This window comes from Psychrobacter sp. AOP5-GZ1-6, assembly GCF_052376345.1.
In the GTDB taxonomy this organism is placed as follows: Bacteria; Pseudomonadota; Gammaproteobacteria; order Pseudomonadales; family Moraxellaceae; genus Psychrobacter.
The window spans coordinates 1-319 of the sequence record NZ_JBQSVP010000376.1; the positions used below are offsets into that span (position 1 = coordinate 1).

Below are 319 nucleotides of genomic sequence, written 5' to 3' on the forward strand. Positions count from 1 at the left end.
ATATATTAATAATTTAATTTTTGATCTGATGAAAGACTTGTATTTATAAGTTAATAAAAAAAATGCCCAATATATAATAACCCCAGTTCGGGATAAGGGCTCAAAAAAAAGATAAAAAAAGAAGTCCAAAGTTGCTAAAGTAAGTTTACCAAGACAAACTTCACAACAAGGACTTCTTACATGGACAACCTAACCGAACTATACTGCCATATTGACGACTTTTATCAGCAATTCAAACCTGAGTTTGACGCTCATTTAATCGCAACGGGCCGTCAACGGCTAAGAGCATGCCAGATAAGTGTAGCAGAGATTATGACTG

The 319-nt window shown here is 34.5% G+C and carries 1 pseudogene; it reads left to right on the top strand.

The annotated features are described in order from the left end of the window. Positions 1–180 precede the first annotated feature (180 nt). Positions 181–319: pseudogene (locus tag ACT3RN_RS16275) on the top strand (IS982 family transposase); the annotation flags it as partial.